Source organism: Senimuribacter intestinalis, from assembly GCF_943192965.1.
GTDB classification, from domain to species: domain Bacteria; phylum Bacillota; class Clostridia; order Peptostreptococcales; family Anaerovoracaceae; genus Senimuribacter; species Senimuribacter intestinalis.
In genome coordinates, this window is the sequence record NZ_CALPCF010000002.1 from 21,254 (window position 1) to 42,253 (window position 21,000).

Annotated in this window: 17 protein-coding genes; 10 read left to right on the top strand and 7 right to left on the bottom strand. The window is 46.4% G+C overall.

What is annotated here, in order from left to right; genetic code table 11:
* Position 1 precedes the first annotated feature (1 nt).
* The 4 genes from NFR88_RS02155 to NFR88_RS02170 form a co-directional block, all read right to left on the bottom strand.
* A complete protein-coding gene (locus NFR88_RS02155) occupies positions 2-1,219 on the bottom strand; it encodes a M20 family metallo-hydrolase (RefSeq protein ID WP_251613209.1) in 1,218 nt (405 codons plus the stop codon).
* Entirely contained in the window at positions 1,216-1,872 is a 657-nt protein-coding gene (locus NFR88_RS02160) for an aspartate/glutamate racemase family protein (RefSeq protein ID WP_251613211.1), read from the bottom strand. Before NFR88_RS02160 ends, NFR88_RS02155 begins: the two co-directional genes overlap by 4 nt.
* The gene (gene allB / locus NFR88_RS02165; protein WP_251613212.1) at positions 1,873-3,237 is read right to left on the bottom strand and encodes an allantoinase AllB; all 1,365 of its coding nucleotides are present in this window, start codon (positions 3,235-3,237) and stop codon (positions 1,873-1,875) included.
* A gap of 71 nt (positions 3,238-3,308) precedes the next feature.
* Entirely contained in the window at positions 3,309-4,175 is an 867-nt protein-coding gene (locus tag NFR88_RS02170) for a nitroreductase family protein (protein ID WP_251613215.1), read from the bottom strand.
* A gap of 582 nt (positions 4,176-4,757) precedes the next feature.
* Between NFR88_RS02170 and NFR88_RS02175 the strand changes: the two genes are divergently transcribed.
* Both NFR88_RS02175 and NFR88_RS02180 read left to right on the top strand, forming a co-directional pair.
* Positions 4,758-5,456 (top strand): AzlC family ABC transporter permease, encoded by a 699-nt coding sequence (locus NFR88_RS02175; RefSeq protein WP_251613218.1) that lies wholly within the window; start codon positions 4,758-4,760, stop codon positions 5,454-5,456.
* On the top strand, positions 5,449-5,769 hold the full coding sequence (locus NFR88_RS02180; RefSeq protein WP_251613221.1) for a branched-chain amino acid transporter permease: 321 nt from the start codon (positions 5,449-5,451) through the stop codon (positions 5,767-5,769). The genes NFR88_RS02175 and NFR88_RS02180 overlap by 8 nt, the downstream gene beginning before the upstream one ends.
* Positions 5,770-5,834: 65 nt before the next feature.
* On the opposite strand, the gene NFR88_RS02185 is transcribed toward NFR88_RS02180, so the two are convergent.
* Complete coding sequence (locus NFR88_RS02185; protein WP_251613224.1) at positions 5,835-7,637, bottom strand: sigma-54 interaction domain-containing protein; 1,803 nt, start codon at positions 7,635-7,637, stop codon at positions 5,835-5,837.
* A 315-nt stretch (positions 7,638-7,952) separates the two neighbouring features.
* Here NFR88_RS02185 and NFR88_RS02190 point away from each other — a divergent pair, with 315 nt between their 5' ends.
* The 3 genes from NFR88_RS02190 to NFR88_RS02200 are packed head-to-tail and all read left to right on the top strand — an operon-like array spanning position 7,953 to position 12,046.
* Complete coding sequence (locus NFR88_RS02190) at positions 7,953-9,344, top strand: glutamate mutase L (protein ID WP_251613227.1); 1,392 nt, start codon at positions 7,953-7,955, stop codon at positions 9,342-9,344.
* Positions 9,345-9,357: 13 nt separating this feature from the next.
* Positions 9,358-11,109 carry a cobalamin B12-binding domain-containing protein gene (locus NFR88_RS02195; RefSeq protein ID WP_251613230.1) on the top strand — a complete coding sequence of 584 codons (1,752 nt, stop codon included), beginning with the start codon at positions 9,358-9,360 and terminating at the stop codon, positions 11,107-11,109.
* Positions 11,110-11,125: 16 nt separating this feature from the next.
* Positions 11,126-12,046, top strand: coding sequence for a DMT family transporter (locus NFR88_RS02200; protein WP_251613233.1), 921 nt, complete (start codon positions 11,126-11,128; stop codon positions 12,044-12,046).
* A 471-nt stretch (positions 12,047-12,517) separates the two neighbouring features.
* Here the strand turns inward: NFR88_RS02200 and NFR88_RS02205 are convergent, their stop codons facing one another.
* Complete coding sequence (locus NFR88_RS02205; protein WP_161908349.1) at positions 12,518-13,702, bottom strand: MFS transporter; 1,185 nt, start codon at positions 13,700-13,702, stop codon at positions 12,518-12,520.
* Complete coding sequence (locus tag NFR88_RS02210; RefSeq protein ID WP_251613235.1) at positions 13,695-14,705, bottom strand: proline racemase family protein; 1,011 nt, start codon at positions 14,703-14,705, stop codon at positions 13,695-13,697. Before NFR88_RS02210 ends, NFR88_RS02205 begins: the two co-directional genes overlap by 8 nt.
* Positions 14,706-15,093: 388 nt before the next feature.
* On the opposite strand from NFR88_RS02210, the gene NFR88_RS02215 reads away from it, so the two are divergent.
* From NFR88_RS02215 to proC, 5 genes are read left to right on the top strand one after another with little or no spacing between them, the layout of a single operon-like run.
* Complete coding sequence (locus tag NFR88_RS02215; RefSeq protein WP_160201992.1) at positions 15,094-16,014, top strand: glycyl-radical enzyme activating protein; 921 nt, start codon at positions 15,094-15,096, stop codon at positions 16,012-16,014.
* The gene (locus tag NFR88_RS02220; RefSeq protein WP_251613238.1) at positions 16,011-18,368 is read left to right on the top strand and encodes a glycyl radical protein; all 2,358 of its coding nucleotides are present in this window, start codon (positions 16,011-16,013) and stop codon (positions 18,366-18,368) included. The genes NFR88_RS02215 and NFR88_RS02220 overlap by 4 nt, the downstream gene beginning before the upstream one ends.
* Before the next feature lie 22 nt (positions 18,369-18,390).
* Positions 18,391-18,693: a 2-amino-4-oxopentanoate thiolase subunit OrtA gene (gene ortA, locus NFR88_RS02225; protein WP_251613241.1), complete on the top strand. Its 303-nt coding sequence runs from the start codon at positions 18,391-18,393 to the stop codon at positions 18,691-18,693.
* Entirely contained in the window at positions 18,693-20,108 is a 1,416-nt protein-coding gene (gene ortB / locus NFR88_RS02230) for a 2-amino-4-oxopentanoate thiolase subunit OrtB (protein ID WP_251613244.1), read from the top strand. The genes ortA and ortB overlap by 1 nt, the downstream gene beginning before the upstream one ends.
* Positions 20,109-20,130: 22 nt before the next feature.
* Positions 20,131-20,931, top strand: a complete 801-nt coding sequence (gene proC, locus NFR88_RS02235; RefSeq protein WP_160201988.1) for a pyrroline-5-carboxylate reductase — start codon at positions 20,131-20,133, stop codon at positions 20,929-20,931.
* Positions 20,932-21,000: the final 69 nt, after the last annotated feature.

The window sequence follows — 21,000 nt, forward strand, 5'->3', positions numbered from 1 at the left end:
CTTATTTTTCCTTTCTCTGCCAAACGACCTCTTTCATATAGGCTTTCATCAGTTCATAGCCCGGCGCGATATCCTTAAGGGATGTAAATTCATCGGGCGAATGGCTGATTCCGTCTTTGCTGGGTACAAAAATCATATTGGTTTTTATCTTCGGTGCGATAATCTGTGAATCATGTCCCGCACCGCTGGCAATTTTCGTCCAGGCAGCATTCTGTTTTTCGGCGAGTGTTGCCAGAGTGTCAATTCCTTCTGTATCCATCGGGGCAGGTGGTTCCTGGCAAGCGTAGACAAGCTCCGGCTTATACGCAGGAAACTTTTCTAAGAGCGATTGCAGCATTTCCTTTGCTTCATCCAGCAAAAGCTGATCGCCTGAACGAATATCAAAGGTTAAGGTTACCTTGCCCGCGATTACATTGCTTTTTCCTGGTTCGACAGTGATATTTCCAATGGTGCAGACCAAATCGCTGCCCTTGGAAAGAGCCCAATGGTTCAAAATCTCGATGAATGAGGCGGCAGCAGGAACTGGGTCGCAGCGCAGACTCATTGGTGTGGTACCCGCGTGATTTTGCAACCCATGAAATATAATATCTCCTACTAAAAGTCCGACGATTGTTGTTACGATGCCGATTTGCTGCTTCGTTTTTTCTAAGATGCCGCCCTGTTCAATATGCAGTTCCAGAAACTGGCTTACATCTTTGCGGGGCATTGGGAGTTCGCCGTTGTAATAACCGCAAGCGCTCAGCGCATCGCGCAGGGAAATACCATCGGCGTCCTGCTCCTGCAAATCTGAGTCACTTAGCATACCTGAAATTGCCCGGCTTCCTACGTAGCCGCTTAAAAATCTGCTGCCTTCTTCTTCACAGAGTGCAACAACCTCAAGTGTCATTTCCGGTGTTCCGTAGGCGCGGTATAGTGCGCCGCCAGCGGCGATAGCAGTGATGATACCCAGAGCCCCATCATAGTGACCGCCGTTAGCCACCGTATCTCGGTGGGAACCTGCCAGAAAGACGGTATCGGATTTTCCTTGTATTCGGCCGTATAGATTACCGACCTGGTCAAAGCGGGTCTGAAAGCCTGCGTCCTCCATCCACTTCTGTAAAAGAGCTGCGCCACACTGGTCCTCAGGGGTATAAGAGGCTCTCCAGTAAAATCCATCTTTTACAGCGGTCTTCGCAAGACTTTTTATAGCATTTTCAATCCATTTTAACTCTTCATTCATTGCTGTTTCCTCCTGTAAGATACCATCATTTCTGCCATTTGAACTGATTCGCAGATGCCGTCGATGACGGGAATTCCTGCAGCTTCCGATAATCGTTTTCCTTTTCCTGCAAAAGCGGCACAGCCTAGAATTACAGCGTCGGCACCATCTTGCTTTCGGCATTGGTCAATGATCTGATAGATTCGCTCATCGGATGCAGTTACGGAATCTTCCACTGTGGAATTGATATAACGGATGGAAGCCAGATTTTCTGTATCGCCTAAATCCCGTACGCTGCCAATCCAGGGGGAAATATCTGACTCATTGCCGGAGGCAATAATGGAATATCTGCGGCCAGATAACCTGGCGAAAATGGCGCTGCTTTCGTAAAGACCGACTACAGGCTTTCTAATAAGCTCTCTGGCAGCGCGAAGTCCTGGATCGGCAAAACAGCCGATGATAGCAGCGTCGAAGTTGGGTTCTTCCCTGATGAGCAGATCTGTTACAGACAGACCTGCTTTCATCTCATCGTGAGAAGTTACAATCGCCTTTGGCACATTAGAGCAGTGAACAACATCAATTTGCAGTTTTTCCGTCTGCAAAGGAGTTATGGCAGCTCTTAAGGTTTCCGTTACGATAGCAGAAGAATTGGGGTTTACCAGTAAAATCCTCATTTAGTCCACCTTTCCCTCTGGCGCGATAAAGGTTCCGCTGCCTTTTTCTGCGAGAATGTCAGTCCCGTTATACACCTCTGTGCCGGCAACAATAGTATGGGTAATTTTCCCATTCACCTGCATACCGTGATAAGGACTCCACTTTATCATCTGTTTCAAATTTTCATCGTTGACCGTCCACATCAGATTTGGATTCAAAATCGCAAGATCCGCATCTGCGCCTACGGCGATTCGACCTTTGCGCGGATATAGATGATAACGCTTCGCGGCATTAGTACTGGTTAGCGCGACAAATTTTTCCAGAGATAGCCCTCTTTTGATAACGCCTTCGCTGAAAAAAAGCTGATAGCACAGTTCCAGACTTGTGACACCGGCAGGCGCAAGAAAGGCGTTCTCTTTACCTGCCATCTTTTCTTCGATGGTGTAGGTGGCATGGTCGCTGCAAATCCAGTCAATTTTGTCGTCAAAGATACAATTCCAAAGCTCTTCAACCCGCTCTTCTTGGCGAAGAGGCGGATTGCAGATACCAAATACACCGAGCGCAGGAAGCATGGAACGGTTCAGTACCAAATAGTGCGGACAGGTTTCTACTGACAGGTCAGCGCCTTGTTTTTTCGTTTGGCAAACGATGTCTACGGCCTCTTTTAAGGTACAGTGAGCGATATTGACGCTGCAGCCGGTCGCCTTTGCCAGCAGGCACATTCTGGAAACTGCTTCAAGCTCAGCAATTTCCGGTCTGCCGTCTGGATAGTCTTCCGGCTTTGTTTTTCCTTCTGCCTGAAGCCGTGCGGTACAGTATTCTACAATATCGTTGTTTTCGCAGTGGATTGCAAGGATGGTAGGGTAGTCTGCCAGAAATTTCATGCGTTCTAAGAGCTGTCCGTCGTCTAGCTTTGGGATTTCCGGGGAATAGGTCAGGAACGTTTTAAAAGCAACAGCACCGCTTTCAAGCATTTTTTCCATTTCGTCCTCGTTGCTGGCAGAGCAGGCTCCAAAGAGTCCAAAATTTACAATTGCTTTTTGCTTTCCGATTTCTTTTTTTTCTTCAAAAGCTTTCAAGTTATCCGGAAGAGGAAAGGTCAGGGGATGCTCTAAAACTGTGGTGATTCCTCCTGCCGCAGCAGCGCAGGTTCCCGTATAGAAATCTTCGCTGTTGGTCAGACCGGGATCGTTGAGATGTACATGGGGATCGACAAATCCCGGCAGCACGTACTGCCCCTGCGCGTCAATTTCGCGGGAAGCGGTATCAGATTTGAGTGTTTTGCCAATCTGCGCGATTTTTCCGTCTTTGATAGATAAGTCTACTCGCTGCAGACCATCTTCTGTAATAACTTGTCCATTTTTGATTCGTAAATCATAATTCATAATTGTCACCTCCTAATCCCATTATAAATATCTGAAAATTTAGCACAATGCAACTTTTTAATGTGTATATGTCAGATTTTGCGGTTTGGGGAATCTGTTTCCAGCCAGTTGAAGCCCTGATTTTTAAAATATTTGTGATAATCTGTATTTGTCATCATATCAGGAGTTTCTCTGTAGAAAATGCTGATAAAATATTGGTAGTAGTTGAAATATCCTTGTTTTCGAATCTGATTCACAGCATAGTTTTCAAAGGATTCTCCACTCCAGGCTTTGCAGCTTTCAGAAAATGCCTGCAGACTTTCTTCGCTCAATGGTTTTTTCCAGTTTTTGAAATGTTCCTGAAAAGAAGCTTCCAGGTCTTGATTCAAAACGTCACGATATACATTCTCATGAACCAGCAAACTTCCGGCATACTTATTCATAGGTTTCTTTTCTTGAGCAGGGTAGCCTATACATAAAATTAGTGCAGGGCATACATAGGAAGGCAGCTGGCAAAGTTTTGATAATTCTTCCATGTAACTGATAGGATTTCCTACGCAGATTGATTTCATTCCTTTTGATTCCGCTGCAATACACATATTCTGCATAACCATGCCGATTTCCATAAGAATGAACCATAATTCGGTAAAGGAGTCTGCATTGCGAAGGGGAAAAGGGTACTTGCTTGCCAGCTGTTTCATTCGGCGAAAATCAATGCAGAAAAGAAGAACAACAGGCGCTTTTTCAATAAATTTTTGATTATAGGAAAGCTGTGCCAGCCTGGCTTTTTTTTCGGCATCTGTCACATGAATGATAGAATATGCCTGGAAATTTCCGGAGGAGGGGGCGCTGAGTCCTGCGGCGATCATTTCGTCCAAATCATTTTGACTGACTTTTCTTTCTGAAAAATTCCGGCAGGATGATCGGTTAAAGATAATCTCTAAGGTTTGATTTTTCATAAATTTGCTCCTTTCGTTACCTTTTAGTATACACTTTGTAGCTTTTTTAGAAATGGTGTATTTTAACCTTTTTCTGTCGAATTTTGCTGGAGGAGGGAGAGCTTTCCGAAACAATAATTGTCTTTGCAGAACTATACCCTTTGTTGCATCAAAAAAAGGAAAAAATAAACTGTCTGCGAAGTGAAAAAGCTTTTAGCGAGGTATTACACTAGATTTTTGGAATATAAAGAAGGATTTTATTGGGAATAGAGCCAATAAAATCCTTCTTTTCAACGGACTTTTTCAAGAGTTCATCATATGCAGTGGGCGTTTTCCTTTTTTTAAAGGATATATTGAAAAAATCTGCAAAGCAAGAAAATGTTTCGTTTAGGCACTGCAGTTTTTCTCTTGTGCTTAAGTGAACCGTGCATGGCATTAGCTTGCGACACCTTGTCCACTTGACAATTCCGCCTGCCCGCTATGCAAAAATCAAAGAATGTGATAAAATGTAAAAAGCTATCCGGCGCATTTACCCGTGCTTTGCAGGCGGCAAGTGCGGGCGCCGGGATTTGAGTAATTGCAGGAAATTGGAGGAAACAGACTTTGAATCGGGAGACGGTAAAATATAGCTTTATTTCGTCGCTGCCGGTCATGGCGGGATATATCGTTCTTGGAATCGGCTTTGGGGTGCTTCTTGCGGACAAGGGATACAGCTCGTTGTGGGCAATTTTGATGAGCGTCCTCATTTATGCAGGCTCCTTGCAGTATGTGGGCGTGGGGCTTCTTAGCGGCGGTGCGTCACTGATCTCAGCAGGGCTGATGACTTTGATGGTAAATGCCAGACATCTCTTTTATGGGGTATCCATGCTGAAACGCTATGAAAAGCTGGGAGGAATCAAGAAGCTATATGCGATTTTTGCGCTGACAGACGAGACTTATTCGCTGGTGTGCAGCACCAAGGTGCCGGAGCATGTTGACGAAAAATGGTACTATTTCCTGGTCTCCATGATGAACCAAAGCTACTGGGTATTTGGCAGTTTTTTGGGTGCTTTTCTTGGAAATGCCTTGTCTTTTGACAGCACGGGAATTGATTTTTCCATGACGGCGCTGTTTGTGGTCATCTTTGTAGAACAGTGGGAGGGAAAGCGAGAACACATTCCGGCTCTATCGGGTCTTGGAATTTCCGTCGTGTGTCTTCTTGTGTTTGGAGCGGATTACTTCCTCATTCCTGCCATGATTTTGATTACGACAGCGCTTCTTCTTGCAAAGAAGCCACTGGAGAGGAGGGCGCAGCATGATTAGTACATCTCATGCCCTGGGGCTTATTGCAGTGATGACCCTTGGCACCATGCTCCTTCGCTTTCTGCCTTTTGTGCTGTTTTCAAAAGGAACGCCGAAAATAATTCTCTATTTGGGAGACGTGCTGCCTTATGCAGTCATGGGAATGTTGGTGGTCTACTGTCTAAAGGGAATAGATTTTCTTGACGGCACCCACGGAATCCCAGAGGTGATTTCTGTGGCGCTAGTAGCCATCCTGCATAAATGGAAACACAGTACCATTCTGTCGATTCTGGCAGGTACGATTTGCTATATGGTGTTGATTCGGGTCATGTAAATTATATTACAACAGATAAAAAGGGAGATGCTTCATTCTGTTTTGAAGCATCTCCCTTTTGCGTGCTATTCAAGATTGTATTTTTTTAACATACGGTAAAAAGTATTGCGGGACATATCTAAAAGGGCTGCAGCCTTGGACTTGTTTCCTCCCGCTATGCTGATGGCTTCCTTTAGAAGATTTGCGCCTGCAGCTTCGACCTCCTGCTGCCTTTGCGCCAGTCTTGCTTCGGCGGACAGAGTGCTGTCCGGAAGGCTTTGCTCGTAGGAAAGCCGTGCATCTGAGCCGCTTGCAAAGATGGAGGCAGTCAGTACGTCTCTGGTGATGAAGCTGGATTTGGAAAGAAGGGCTGCACGCGAAAGCACATTTCTAAGTTCGCGCACATTGCCGGGCCAGTCATAACTCAGCAGAATCTGTTTTGCGTCTTCGGTCAAGGTTTTTTCCTGCAAGCTGCCTGGGGCTCTTCCCTGGCGAAGAAGCTCCTCGGAAATCTGCAGAATATCCTCTCTTCGATTGCGGAGGGGAGGAATGATGATGTTGAGAATCTGCAGTCGATAGTACAAATCCTGACGGAAAAGTCCTTCCTCGACCATTTTTTCCAGATTGCGGTTGGTAGCTGCGATAAGGCGCACATTTACAGGAAATGGTTTTGTGCTGCCGATTCTGGTAATGGTCCATGTTTCCAGCACGCGAAGCAGCTTAGACTGGAAGTGAAAAGGAAGTTCGCCGACTTCATCTAAAAACAGCGTGCCGCCGTCTGCTAACTCAAATTTACCGATTTGTCCGTTTTTAGAAGCGCCGGTAAATGCGCCGCCTACATAGCCGAAGAGTTCGCTCTCGATGAGGTTTTCCGGAAAGCTGGCGCAGTTTAGGGCAACAAATGGTCCTTTTCTACGGTCACTGTAATTATGAACAGCTTGGGCAAAGAGCTCCTTGCCGACGCCGCTTTCGCCGGTAATCAAAAGGCTAAGAGGACTGTTGGCGTAGTCCTTTGCGGTGCGAATGCTTTCACGCATGGGGGTGCTTGTTCCGATGATATTTTCAAAGGTGTATTCGGCGGAAAGACCTACCAGTTTTTTTGCGCTGTCGAGGGACTGCTGTCTGGAATGGGTGATTTCCACCATACCCGTAACAGTTCCGTTTTCATCGAGAACCGGGTACATGTCGTTGCCTGCGATTTGTGTATCGCCTTTTGACGATAAGATGCGAACCTCCCAGTCGATGACCTCCTCGCCCTTGCGTAAAACGTCGTGCATTTTTAACCTGTTGGTGTTGGTATCGATGGAATGAACCTTGGTGCCAGCGCTTTTGATAACATCCTCGATGGAGCGTCCGATGACCTGTTCTCTATTGGCGATGTGAAGATAATTGCAAAAATACTGATTGGCGTAGAGCAGGGTAGCGTCTTTATCGTAAATGGAAATTGATTTTTTCACAGCGTCCAGGCTGTCCCAAAGCTGGCGATTTTCCTTTACATAGTCATCAAAGATTTGCATATAGGTGCAAATCTTTGAAAGGAAAGCTTTAACCCCTGTCTCTTCCTCTGGTGCGGTTAAGGTGATGAGAACGTAACCTGAAACTGTGTCGTAGTAAATCGTATCAGGACATGCAGCAGGCAGGAAATCCAGAGGCAGCCTGAGTCCCGGATGAATGCCCGAATTCTGCGAATCAGCCGAATTTTCCTGTAGGACGTTTAGAATCAGACCGTCCGCAGTGCAAAAAAGAGCAAAGCTGCAGGGCAGCTGAATCTGCTCATGCAGGGTTTGAAACAGCTGCTGTACATAGGCATGCTTGCCGAGGATTTTCTGGGGTTTTTGTTTGGATACCAAGTTTTCAATGACCTGAATGGTATGGATTGAATCAGCCATAGGAACTCCTTTTCTGTGAATACACCTGCAATATAGCCTTATTGTAACATAAATTGCACAGTGTCAAAAGAAGGAGCGGCAAAATAGACAGGAAAGTGTGTCACGTTTGGTACGAAAAATTGTCGTAGTGGCAGGGTGTATCAAAAAGAACACAAACATGGTAGAATGTTTGATATAGAATGCAGTTGAAATCAGAAAGAATGGCTGAAAATGGGGATTTTAAGCCGGTATCAGAAATTGGCATGAACATTGCTTTAATTGCTTTATATGCCATAATGACGAAAAATCTATGGATGATAACTAAAGGAGAGAAACTTGAACTTTGCAGTTTTGTTAGATTTTGGAAGCACATATACAAAGGTAGTCTGTGTGGATCTTAATGCAAGGCGGGTGGTTTTATCGGACAAATACCCGTCTACGGTTCATGAGGACGCAGGGATTGCACTGAATCAATGCCTTAGTGCGGCGGAGTCTGTGCTGGGAAAGGAGAACCTGAAAGATGCGCTGAAGCTTTCTACAAGCAGTGCGGCAGGAGGTCTTCGGATTGCAGTCTGCGGTCTGACGGAATCTCTCAGTATGAAAGCCGGCAGAAACGCCAGCTTTGGAGCAGGCGGCAAGGTGGTACAGACGTGCACCGGAAGACTTACGGAATCTGACCTTGCTGCGGTCCTTGCGGCGGATGCAGAAATTCTGCTTTTGTGCGGCGGCTACGAAGGCGGCAACAGTGCCTTGGTGCTGGAAAATGCAAAGCTGATTAGGGAAAGCATGCTGCACATTCCTGTCATTTATGCGGGCAATTCCGAGGCGGCAAAGACTGTGCGGCAAATGTTTCAAGGCCATGGTAAGGAGTGTTTCCTTGCGGAGAATATGATACCTGATATTGGTAAGTTGAACATTGACTCTGCGGTTTCCATTATACGAGATTTGTTTATGAGCAGAATTACCAATATGAAGGGTGTCGGCGTGGTGAAGAAAGTCGTTGACGGACCTATCGTGCCGACGCCAGCGGCGGTGCTGGCGGCAGGGGAACTTCTTTGTAGAGGCACAGAACGAGAAGAGGGAATCGGTCCTTACATGCTGGCTGATATTGGCGGTGCAACCACTGATATTTATTCTTTTGCAGAAAACGAAAGCTACTCGGGCGCAAAGAAGGTCGGCGCGCCGGAGCCTTTTGCCAAGAGAACGGTGGAGGGCGACATGGGCATGAGAGAGTCTTCTTCGTGTCTTTTACAGGAAGTGGGGGCAGAGACTTTTGCGAGAAAATGCGGAATGTCTGTTTTAGAAGTGGAAGAGGCCATAGAGAAAAGAACCAAAGTTCGGGAATACGTAGCGGATTCGGAGGCGGAAAGAAAAATTGATCTTGAAATCGCAGCAAATGCCGTAGGCATTTCTGCAAGACGTCACGCCGGCACCTGCACGAAAGAGTTTTACGGCGGCTGCAATCTGGTGCAGCGGGGAAAGAATCTGTCGGAAATCCGAAAGATTATTGGAACTGGAGGCATTCTCGTCAATAATGGGAAAGCAGCAGCCGAGAAGATTTTGAAAAACGCGGAGATTTGCGAGAAGGAAAAAAATACAGTTCTGCTGCCGGAGCGTCTTGAAACGCTGGTTGATGAGGATTACATTTTCTTTGCGGCGGGACTTTTGCGAGCATACGATGAGGATACGGCCCTTGCGATTATGAAAGAAAGCATCGGCAGAAAGTGAGAGGAGAAGCTGAATGGACATTGAAATCAAGAGAAGATATAACGAAAAAGAATTGCCGGATATGAAGACAATTCGTTCCGATGCGAAGAAAATTGCGTCGAAAATTACCATAGGGGAAACCCTGTTTATGAAGGAGTACGGTGTAAAATCGGAAGTGGAATATAAGCAGAAAATGATGGAAGCCGGCAAAATCATGAAGCACTCCGTCATCGGCTGGAATTCATGGGACGTGACGGAAGACGGTATTCGCGCAGTATATAACGGACTGAAAGAAGCTGGCTCAGGTATCGACCGTTTAGGCATTTGCTGCGACTGGATTATGGGAGTGCCCGAGCAGTATCGCGACAGATTTCAGGCAAGCGGCAGCTTGATTTTAAATACGCCGGAGGAATGGAGCCGTTTGGGACAGGTAGTACCTGTGCATCCTCATCTTGGCGACCACATGATCGGCTCCTTAAACGGTGTTGAAAATGTAACCAATGCCTTAAATGCGGGTGTAACTTCCATCGGCAACCTTGCCCAGTATTTTACTTACGAATATCCGGGTCTTGAAATGGAAGATTACCGTACCGAAGATTATATCAAAGCCATGGCGATTATGGGCGAGTTTAAAGACCAGGGTGTTTGCATGCACTGTAATCTGGACGACGGCTATGGCGCACAGTTCCACGATGTAGCAAATCTTTTAGGCTGGGCAAAGCTGGAACGCTACGTGGCAGAGGATTTGATGGGCGGCAGACTGGCTCACTGCTACGGAAATCTGTTCAGTGACTCATTCCTTCGTATCGTATTCAACAGAGCGCTGAGCATGATTAACAAGTATGGCACGCCGGGCACTTTTGTAAACGGAAATACCATCGACTACGGATTCTGCCTGCCGAGGAATTATGCGGCTCTTTGCGCTTATGCGCTGCCTGATGTGGCTTGCCAGCTGATGTATCCGTCCGGCTATGCGGTTGCGCCGGTGCCTTTCACAGAGGCAATCAGAATTCCGGAGCCGAAGGAAATTATCGAAGCCCAGCTGACCATGGATATGGTCATCGAAAAAGCACCGTACTATGCACGTTACATCAACTGGGAAAAGGTCAATGCTGATGCAGAAAAGCTGGTCGTTGGTGCAAATCAGTTCTTTGAACGGGTTATGAATGCACTGGATGATCTGGGCGTTGATATTAACCACGGCGGAGAAATTGTATCGGTGCTGAAAGCCATCGGACCGGAGCAGCTTGAAATCGCTTTCGGTGCAGGAAGGAAAGATGAAGAGGCAATGCGCACAAGAGTTCCGGTTATGCCAACCAGCATTGTGCAGACAATCAATAAAATTCAGGACGAGGCTCTGGCTAAACAGAACTTTGAGGGCGACGGACCTCTATCTGGTGTTGCTGTTGTCGTAGGCTCCACCGACGTGCACGAGTTCGGAAAAGAAGTCATCAGAAATTATCTTCGCAAAGCGGGGGCAAAGGTCTTCGACCTGGGTGTATCCGTTTCCATCGGAGAAATTGCAGATACCCTGGTTGAAACCGGCAGTAAGGTTCTTTGCATGAGTACCTATAACGGTATGGCATACAGCTTTGCGAAGGACTTAATGGAAGAGCTGAAGCGTACAGGCATGGAAGATACCCACGTGCTCATGGGTGGACGACTCAACGAAGCCATGGATGGAAGTGATGTTCCGATTGATGTGACTGACAAACTAACAGCTATGGGTGTTAATGCAGATAACAACCTTGATACTATTGTAGAAACCATCGCGTCGTTTCAGTAAGAAAGGCGCATAGAAGATGAAAGATAAAAGTACCTCAACAAACATCTTCACAAAGCCAGCGGCAATCGTGCTGCTGGCTTTGCTGACTTGTGCTCTGTGGGGCAGTGCTTTTCCTGCCATTAAAGAGGGATTTGCATTGCTTGCAATTGAAGATTCTGGCAGCAAAATTCTCTTTGCGGGATATCGCTTTTTTGCGGCAGGCGTGCTGACGTTTGCTTTTTTCAGTGTTAAAGAGCGAAGGCTTTTGTCCATTCAGAAGAGTTCCATTCCCTATATTATGGTGCAGGGGTTCTTGCAAACGACGGTGCAGTACATCTGCTTTTACATAGGACTTTCTAATACGACCGGAACAAAGGGTTCTGTGATTAACGGAGCAAACGGATTTTTCAGTATTATCGCAGCGCATTTTATGACAAGAGATGAGAAAATGAACCGGCGAAAAGCCTTGGGTTGTGTGGTTGGTTTTGCGGGAATTGTCATCGTAAATCTGGGTGGCGATGGCTTTGGAGGCGGCGTTACCCTTATGGGAGAGGGCATGGTGCTGCTCTGCTCAGCGGCTTACGGAGTCAGCTCGGTGACTTTGAAGATGATTTCGCACAGAGAAAGCCCCGGCGCAATTACGGCTTATCAGCTTCTCTTTGGAAGCATTCTTCTGATTGCAATGGGTCTTTGCATGGGCGGCAGGGTGAGCGGGTTTACCTTGGTATCGGCGCTGCTGCTGCTCTATCTGTCGGTTACTTCCATGGTGACCTTTTGCATTTGGGCGAATCTGCTGAAATATAACCCGGTAAGTAAAATTACTATTTATGGCTTCACCATTCCGGTGTTTGGCGTTATGCTGTCGGCAATTTTCCTCGGTGAGAAAGTGATGACGCCTGCTACTGCACTGGCGCTGCTTCTTGTCAGCGCAGGGATTGTGGTTGTGAATCGGAAGTGAGGTTTTTGAACCTGATTTTTCTTTTGCAGAACTTTACCCTTTGTGGACACAAAAAAAGGAAAATTTATAGTAACCGACATAGAACTTGACTGTGGATAGGTGTAATTCAACCTGAAATTGAAGAATATTCGTTGGATAACACTTGGTTTACGTTAGAATTTTGTTTGAAAATGAGAAATGTTGGTATGAGACTTCTATTGAAGTGTTTCTTTTACATTTTTTAAAGATATTTATGCGTTTTTCTGCAAAACATATTTTTGCTTTGCGGAGTCACTTTATGTGAAACGAATAATAGAAGTTTTATAAACGGAGACAGCATCGTGAAAATTATGCTGTCTCATTGTATAAATGAAAACCACGCGTTGGACGCGTGGTTGTTTTTTTATTATGTAGGAAATATCGATTTTCGATATTTCCGGAATATCAAGAAAGTCTACCTTTGCGTAGAATCGGCGTAGCCGACTTTCTTATTTACTTCTTCCGAACGCCAAGTCCGGTAATGGCTGCACCAGCAACGCTCAGTCCTAAGGCGAAGTAAAGCAGAGCGTCGACGCCGGCAGTGCTGAGCACAATTCCGCCGGTTAAGTTGCCGACTACGGCGCCGATAGAGATAGATGCGGTCATATAGCTTTGACCGGTCACCTGGTCGCTTGTTTCCATTTTTTCGTTGGCGTAGTACACCGAGGCAGAGATAAAAATCGCATAGCTAAGCATTTGCAGGGATTGCGCCAGATAGATACCGGTGACGCTGCCAGCGATGATATAGGCCAGCGCTTTCAGAATAAAGGCTGCGCCTGCAAAGGCAATCAGTGCGCTTGGGGAAAACCGTTGAATTAGCTTGTAAAATCCGAACATAACTGGAAGCTCCATCAAGGCTTCGATGGAAAAGGCGGTACCCATAGCCGCGCTGTCTCCGCCGAGAGGCTCTATCATCTGTATCATATAAGTATGTACGATGTTATGAAATGACATCAATAAAACGATGCCAAAGAGCGTTACCATGAAGGTCGGATATTTTCGGGCAAACTGCACCATGCCGCTTTTGTGGTCCTGGTGCGCTGTTGCGTCTGCAGTACATTCTGAAGCGGTATGATTGCCGCTGGGCATGGAGCCTGTCACCAGAAGAAGACCGATGAGAACTGCCATGCTCAAATAAATGATAGCTTGCTCACTAGTTGCAGAAATCATTTGCCCGGCAATATAGGAAATCAGCGCATATGCCACAGAGCCCATGCCTCTGGCGCTGCCAAAATCTACAGAGATTCCGCTTGCCTCATAGGCAAAGGCGGCGGAATTGACAAGGGGCATCTGAAAATATACCAAAATGGTAAACAGTAGGTAAACTCCCACGTTTATCAAAAAGCTGCCGCTGCAAATAATCAGCAGAAAGAGGCAAGCAAGCTGCAGCACACCGATTCCTAAAATGGCATTTCGCCAAGTGACTTTTTTGTATTTGTCTGTTACATTGCCTACCACCAGCTGACCTGCCGCTGCAAGAATATTGCTTAGCGCCACGATGACGCCGATACTTGCAGCAGAAAGCCCTTGCGCCAGCAGAAACACTGTAATAAAAGCAGTAGACAAGCAGTAGAGCATCCAGTAAAAAGCATGGAGACCTTTATACCTTAGATTAAGCAGTCGTTTATTCTTATACATCCAGCAAAAATCCTTCCTGGAACGGGTCCTTTGGATCAAGAATCCAGGTTGCAAAACCGGTGATGCATGCATTTCCGGTGATTCTTGGAATAATGGCAGGAATGCCTTCTACGGTAGTTTCTTCTACGACTTCGCATTTGAATTTAGAGCCGATTACGCTTTCATGAACGAAACTTTCGCCGGCTTTCAGCTTGCCCTCAGCGTAAAGTAGAGCAGCTTTTGCGGAAGTACCTGTACCGCAAGGGGAACGGTCTATAACCTTAGGCAGAGCTACAACGATGTTCTGAATATCTGCGTCTTCGCTCTTTGCAGGACCTGCAAATTCAACATGGGTAACTCTGTCTACAAACGGCAGGGTTGGGTGATGAATCTCCACCTGTTCGTTGATGTCTGCTGCCAGCGACTGGGCAATTTCGATGAATTTGCCACAATTTGACGGATTGATGTCAAGACCAACCTTTTCAGCAGGCAGAATTGCGTACACATTGCCGCCCCAGGAAATATCCAAGGTCAATGGGCCGAAGGCTTCGGTCTGCACGGTTACATCTTGCTTTAGAACCAGCGCCGGCGCATTAAGGAATGAAACCTCTTCTACGATGCCGTCGTTTATCTTTGCGTTTACAGTGATGACACCGGCAGGAGTATCCAATTTGATGGTAGTAACCGGTTCCTGCACATCAACAAGACCTGCTTCGATAAGGGCGACTGTGACGCCCATGGTGTCGTGACCGCACATTGGCAGCCAGCAGCTGGCTTCAAAGTAAAGCACACCTACATCGGTGCCGGGCGTACAGGGCTCTGTAATCAGAGTGCCGGACATGATTTCGCTGCCTCTTGGCTCGAACATCAAAACCTTGCGGAACCAGTCTTCTTTATCTCTCATATATTCAAATTTTTCCTGCATGGTATTTCCAGGAATTTTACGAAATCCGCTGACGACATTTCGGGTAGGTTGTCCTAAGGTGTGGGTTTCGATTGTTCTAAAAAGTTTTTTCGCTTTCATTATTACGGGTCCTTTCTATCTTTATGACGATTTTATTTCATTTATATATACAAGCAAAAAATATGCCAGTGGTTTTTATAGGGAAAAAAGCTATAAAAAGGGGAAGGTGTCTCTGTAATTGAGCAGCTCTTGAAAATATTGTGTCAAAAATAGCACAAAACACAGTGTTTTTATGAGAAAGTCAATTATACAGCAAAACAGCAGCAAAAAACTGTAACGAAAATAGTACATACTGCGGATTTTTTCGCCGTTTTGACTAAAAAAATCCGGCTGAACACCATGTTTTTTTTATCATTTTACACGAAAGACTGGTCTTTCTCAATGATTTTATTTGGCACGGAATTTGCTTTTATATAAAGTGCATAAAGAATGAAAAGGAGTACACTGCATGATTTTTAACATACAGAGATGTTCCATTCACGATGGGGCAGGTCTGAGAACACTGGTGTTTTTCAAAGGATGTCCACTTCGATGTAAATGGTGCGCAAATCCAGAGTCTCAAAACTTTGAGACGGAGATTATGGAATCCCGCGTTAAATGCGTGGGGTGCGGTCTTTGCAGAAAAGTCTGCCCGGAAAATGCAATCTGCGATGACGGTACAATAGATCGCAGTCTTTGTACAAACTGCATGCAGTGCACCGATATTTGTTATGCTGAGGCGAAGAAGATCAGCGGAAAAGCATATACGGTGGAGGCATTATATAAGGAAATTGAAAAAGATAAACCTTTTTATGCCAGGTTTGGAGGCGGCGTGACCTTTTCCGGAGGAGAACCACTGATGCAGGGCGGTTATTTGCGGGATATTGCAAAACGCTGCAAGGAGAAAGGAATCCACGTCATGGTGGAAAGCTGCGGCTTTGGGGTCTATGAAGAGTTTGAGGAGGCTTTGCCTTATATCGATGGCATGTTCATGGATGTGAAGCATATGGATCTCGGCGTGCACGAGGAACTGACAGGCGTGAGCAACGAGTTGATTCTTGACAACATCAGAAAGATTTCTGCCTTTGGTATTCCCCTTACTATCAGAACGCCGGTGGTACCCGGTTGTACAGACAGCGAGGAAAATATCAGGGCAATTGCAGAATTTGTGGGGAACTTGCCTACAGCAAAAGAGTATGAATTGCTCGCTTACCACGATTTCGGAACGCCGAAGTACAAGGCACTGGGACGAAGCTATGCCCTTTCTGATATCGGAACGCCAAGTGATGAGGAAATGCGGGCACGAGTAAAATGCGCGAACGAAGTGTTAAATAAATATGGAAAAGAGTGTTTTTGGATGAAAAACAATAATAAGGAGGTAGTAAAATGATTTCTGAAAGAATTGTAAGATTGAGTGAGAAGGTAAGAGATACACCGGTTACAATTTGTCTGGACCGTGCAAGACTGATTACGGACTTTTACAGTCAGCCGTCCATGGAGCCGTTTATGATCAGAAGGGCAAAGTCTTTTGCCTATGTGCTGGATAATAAGAAGATTTTTATCGATGAAGATTCTGTTCTGGCAGGTCATTTGGCTTCTCGTCTTCACGGTACGCCGCTGTATCCTGATATGACTGCATGGCTTCGCGATGATTTAGAGGAACTGGACACCAGAGAGTCTGACAATCTGAAGTTTATGCCAGGTGAAAAGGAAGAACTGAGAGAGATTGTGAAGAAATGGGAAGGCAGAGCTTTTGGCGATCTGACCGCAGCTTTAGCAGACCCTGACATGGACGAAATGGTAAACCTGGGGATTTTTACAAAGGGCGTTTCCAACAAGTCCACCATGAACCATGCGCCTTTTTACGATGAACTGGTAACAAAGGGCTACCGCTTCTATATCGATCAGTGCAAGGCAAATATCGCCGGCATTGAAAAGATGAACATCGAACAGATGGAAAAGCGCTACACATGGGAAGCGATGATTATTGTTATGGAAGCTATCATTCGTTTCGCTCACAGATATGCAAAACTGGCTGAAGTCATGGCGGCAGACTGCACCGACGCAGAAAGAAAAGCGCAGCTTTTGACTATTGCTGAAAACTGCCGCGTTGTGCCGGAAAATGCACCGAAGAACTTCCACCAGGCAGCCCAGCTGGTATGGTTTACCCATCTTGCTTTGCAGATGGAATATAACAGCAACGATAACTGCTTGGGCAGATTTGACCAGTACATGTATCCGTTCTATAAACAGGATTTAGCTGACGGCGTGGAAGAAGCATTTATCGCTGACTTAGTACACGAATTTAAGCTAAAAATTGCAGAACTTTGGGAGGTTCGCACCACCAGAGAATCTATCGCATATCCGGGCTGCCCACTCTGGATTCACATGATGATCGGCGGCGTTTTGCCTGACGGCAGCGACGGCTGCAACGATCTGACCAGACTGATTCTACACTGCATGGAAGATCTGCAGACTAAAGAGCCTTGCGTATCCTTCCGTTACCATGATGGCGTTGACGAAGAAACTTTCCGTTTGGCGCTGGCTGTAGCGAGAAAGGGAGGAAGCCATCCGGCATTCTTTAACGACAGCACCAACATTTCCCACTTGCTTTCTCTGGGGCATTCTCTGGAAGATGCAAGAAACTGGGGTATCTGCGGCTGTATCGAACCGAGTGTACCGGGTATTACCGATTTCCAGTCAAATGCGGGATATTTTAATCCAAGCAAGGTTTTTGAGATTACCCTGAACAACGGCGTGGATCCGATTTCAGGAAAGCAGATTGGACCAAAGACAGGAGATGTGAGAACCTTTACTTCTGTGAAGCAGATTATGGACGCTTACGAAATTCAGCAGGATTTCTTCATGAACAAGTTTGTGGAACTCTTTGACAGAATCGTATCCTGCCACGCATGGACAGCGCCGACGATTACAGGCTCCTGCTTCACACACGGCTGTATCGAAAAGGGAACTGTGCTGCAGAGAAGAGGCGCAGAGCATAGATATTCCGCTGTTGCCATCACTGGTATTGCAAACATTGCAGACTCTCTGGCAGCGATTGAGGAATGCGTATTCAACAAGCAGTATCTGTCTATGGCGGAACTGATGGATCTTCTGGAAACGGACTTTGAGGGTAAGGAAAACCTGCGTCAGCTGCTCATAAACAAAGCGCCGAAGTACGGCAACGATATTGAAGAGGTGGACTGCTACGCTCACTGGCTGTCAAAGCTTTGCAACGACCAGATTACGAAGCACACCGACGGCCGTGACGCAAAGTATACCATGGTAATTTCCACCCAGTCCTACAACGTAGTATTGGGGCAGCTCATCGGCGCCCTGCCTGATGGAAGAAAAGCGTACACAGCGCTTGCTGACAACGCTTCCCCGATGATCGGCATGGATGTGAACGGACCGACTGCTGTGGTAAAATCTCTTGGCAGAATTGATCCGCTGCTTGCACAGAGCGGCGTACTGGTAAATCAGCGGTTTGACCCGGCGATTGTAAAGGGTGAAAAAGGTCTTGAAATCATCGAAACTGTCGTAAAGACTTACTTTGACGACCAGCACGGACAGCATATTCAGCTCAACGTTGTGGATGATGAAACCCTGCTGGCAGCGCAGAAGGATCCGCAGAAGTACCGCAACATTCTGGTGAGAGTTGCAGGCTATTCCGCTTACTTCGTAGATCTGGAAAAGGATATTCAGGATAACATTATTGCAAGAACATTGCAGAAGAGTTTATAAATAGTACAAGGAGAAAAGTAACATGGCAAAAAGAGGAGACTGGGTGCGCATTCACGCAATCGTGTTGAAAGCCGCAGAAAGAACTGCTAAAATCCCGGAAGATACACAGAGATGTGATCTGCAGCAGTGGACAAAGGGATTTTTGCAGGAAGAAGCTGCAGAAGTAGGAGATGAAGTAACTGTAAAGACTGCAGTGGGAAGACTGGTAAAGGGCACCTTGATTGAAGAGGGACCTTACTATACCCACAGCTACGGCAAATTCGTGCCGGAAATTATAGACATTGATAAACAGCTGAGAGAAATCATGTTCGGAGGTGAGAAATAATGGCATTACCAAAAGATTACGATTCCGTAATGGCAAGATCCGCAGAAATCAACCTGAAAGCTCTGGGAATCGACTATAACGAATTTGAATCGGGCTCTGTCGCTTTCGACTATGAAGGACTCATGGCAAAGACCGGATATACAGTAGAAGAAGTAGCAAAGATTCAGGCAAAGACTGCAGTAGGAAATACGCCGCTCATTGAGCTTAGAAACCTGACAGAGCTTGCAAGAAAATATGCGAAGCCGGGATATGGTGCTAGAATTTTTGCAAAGGACGAAGCAGCAAACGCTTCCGGATCCTTTAAGGCAAGGAGAGCAGCCTGCGCAGTGGCACACGCAAAGAAGCTGGGCTACAAGGGCGTAATGGCTGCAACTTCAGGAAATTATGGTGCTGCTGTAGCATCTCAGGCAGCGATGCAGGGATTAAAGTGCATTGTCGTGCAGGAGTGCTATGACTCAAAAGGCATCGGGCAGCCTGAAATTGTAGAGAAAGCAAGAAAGTGTGAAGCCTATGGCGCAGAAGTTGTACAGCTGACCGTAGGGCCGGAGCTCTTCTATTCATTCCTTTCTATCTTAGAAGACACTGGTTACTTCAACGCTTCTTTGTATTCGCCGTTCGGTATTGCAGGGGTAGAAACTCTTGGATACGAAATTGCTGAGCAGTGCAGAGAGATGACAGGGAAAAATCCTGATGCAGTTGTCTGCACTACAGCAGGCGGCGGCATGATTACAGGAACCGCAAGAGGATTGATCAAGGCAGGTTCTGCGGATACAGAGATTATCGCAGCTTCCATTGACTTGACGGGACTGCACATGGCATCAGACACCCAGTTTAACAAAAAATCCTGCACTACAGGACACACTGGCTTTGGCGTGCCTCATGCAACAGGACCTGACCACTCCGACACACCGCGCAGCGCAGCAAGAATTTTGCGTTATGCCGATAAATATGTTACAGTAAAGCAGGGAGAAGTTATGTACATGACAGAAGCTCTTGCCAATTTAGAAGGTCTCGAAAGAGGACCAGCAGGAAATACTGCCCTTGCAGCAGCCTTTTCTCTGGCACAGGAAATGCCGGAAGATGCGATTATCGTTATCAGTGAAACCGAGTATACAGGTGCTGGAAAACATATTCAGCCGCAGCTTGATTTTGCAAGAGACAATGGAATTGAGATTAAGTTTGGAAATCCTCAGGCAGAAGACAAGCCGGGTGTGAATATCGTGCTGCCGGAAAATCCCGGTCTGATTAAACATCAGGTGGCTGACATCAACAGATTTAGACAGTCAATGATTAAGAGAGCTTGCAAAGAGGCGGGTGTAGCCCCTGAAAATCTCACTGCTGAGGATATTGCATATCTGGCAGAAGAAACAAAGACGGATGCGCAGTTTGTAAAGGCAACTTTGGAACTTGCGTAGACCTATCATACGGAGGAACAAAATGAGTAAAAAGATCGTATTTTGCGGCGGCGGCAACATGGCGGAAGGCGTTATCAGAAGCCTTTTGCAAAGAGAAATTGCAAAAGCCGGTGATATTACGGTGAGCGAACTAAACCCGCAGCGCTGTGATTATCTAAAAGAAACTTACGGCGTGGAAGCGCTGGTGGATGCCAGCGCAGCGATGAAAACAGCGGATATGATTGTCATAGCGGTACTGCCTAAAATTGTGCCGGTGGTATTGCAGTCGCTGGTTGGCGTCGTGAAAGAGGATGCGGTGGTGCTGTCCATTGCAGCTGGTGTAAAGATTGCCTCTATTGAGGAGGTGCTGGGCGCAGATAGAAAGGTAATCCGCGTGATGCCAAATACCTTGGGACAGTCCGGCAATGGGCACAGTGCAGTTTGCCTTAATGCCAATATTAATGAAGAAGATAAAGCTTATGCACTGGAATTTTTAGGCGCACTGGGGCAGACGATTATTTTGCCGGAGTCCATGTTTGGTGAATTTACAGCTTTCAGTTGTTCGGGACCGATGTGGCTGTACCAGATGGCGGACGCTTTGGTTGATGCCGGTGTCTATGCGGGATTTAGCAGAAGCGACGCGAAGAAAATGGTCATCAAAAACATGCTGGGCGTTGCTATGATTCTCGATGAGACCGGCGATGAGCCGAAGGAAAGGGTCAACGAAATGTGTTCACCGGGCGGCGTCACCATCGAAGGTTACAAATCTCTGGTGGATGAAGGCTTTGCCTCTGCGGTTATGACCTCTGTGGATAAAGCTGTGAAGAAAGCGAATGCAATTTAAGGACTATTGGATATAGAAAATGGAGCTACGCATCAATGGAAAATAACCGTTAGGGCGATAGCTCCTTTT